The 1012-nt window shown below is 43.2% G+C and carries 2 protein-coding genes; both read right to left on the bottom strand.

What is annotated here, in order from left to right:
- Window positions 1-109 precede the first annotated feature (109 nt).
- Entirely contained in the window at window positions 110-625 is a 516-nt protein-coding gene (locus ACO0LF_RS31305) for a hypothetical protein (RefSeq protein ID WP_423021298.1), read from the bottom strand.
- A 149-nt stretch (window positions 626-774) separates the two neighbouring features.
- The coding region (locus ACO0LF_RS31310) for a hypothetical protein (protein ID WP_423021300.1) at window positions 775-1012 on the bottom strand (238 nt) is incomplete at its 5' end.

The following is a 1012-nucleotide window of genomic DNA, read 5'->3' on the forward strand; positions in this document are numbered from 1 at the left end:
CTGATATTAACTATGCTTTATTGAACCGCCCAACATCAGCTCATAAAAAAAGGGCACCATTAAGGTACCCTTCGGTATCAGTTTTCGTTACCGAAAATTCTGCTGCCAATTAACGGCTTTTGGAGCTACTGGCTGATTTCGAGCCAGAATCTGCTTTTGAACCAGATCCCGATTGAGAACTGGATGAAGAACCAGATTTTGAATCACCGCTGTCAGAAGACCGTGCAGACTTGCTTTCAGATTTACTGTCATCGTCCTTATCATCATTCTTGTGGCTTTGCTGGCCAGCTTTTACATGCTGCTCATGCGTGCCACCTTGGGTGCCTGTATGTGAACCGTTGGAAGTACCTGATTTTGAACCAGATGAAGAGTCTGATTTCGAGCCTGAAGAAGCCGATTTTGTATCGCTATTGTCAGCGCCGCTTCCAGATTTGCCGTCAGACTTGCTGCCTGATTTGCTATCCCCGGAATCTTTATCATCATTTTTATGACTTTGCTGACCTGCCTTCACATGTTGTTCATGTGTACCACCCTGAGTTCCGCTTGAACCAGATGAACTGGAGGATTTGGAGGAGCCAGAAGACGAATCGTTTTTACCTGTAGAGCTTGTAGAATTTGTAGACATTATATTTTCTCCATTAGTACTAAGGCTTAGGGTTAGGCCATCGCACATATTGATTGCTGGTTTGTTTAACCAGTGACGCTATCTTAAGTAGCAAAGAAAATAATGACAGTCAGCTAACACGTCACTACGTTGTAGTCTTTTACGCTAGCTCAATGAAGTACCGGAGGACAGTAAAAATTCGAAATTCCTTTGTGGATTTGAACTCTTTTTAAGGCTAAAAATTTTATCCCTCTATGTACGCTGCCGTACGGCGATGCCCATAAGTGATAGATACACTCGGTTCTCTTCTTCTGGAGGTCAATTATGAAAATCGATTTCAAATTTGAAAAGCCTATGCGGGCATGTAGCATTATTGCTGCCGCCTCTTTGCTGGCAATATCTGCTGTC

The organism is Undibacterium sp. Di27W (assembly GCF_049340345.1).
GTDB lineage: Bacteria > Pseudomonadota > Gammaproteobacteria > Burkholderiales > Burkholderiaceae_D > Undibacterium.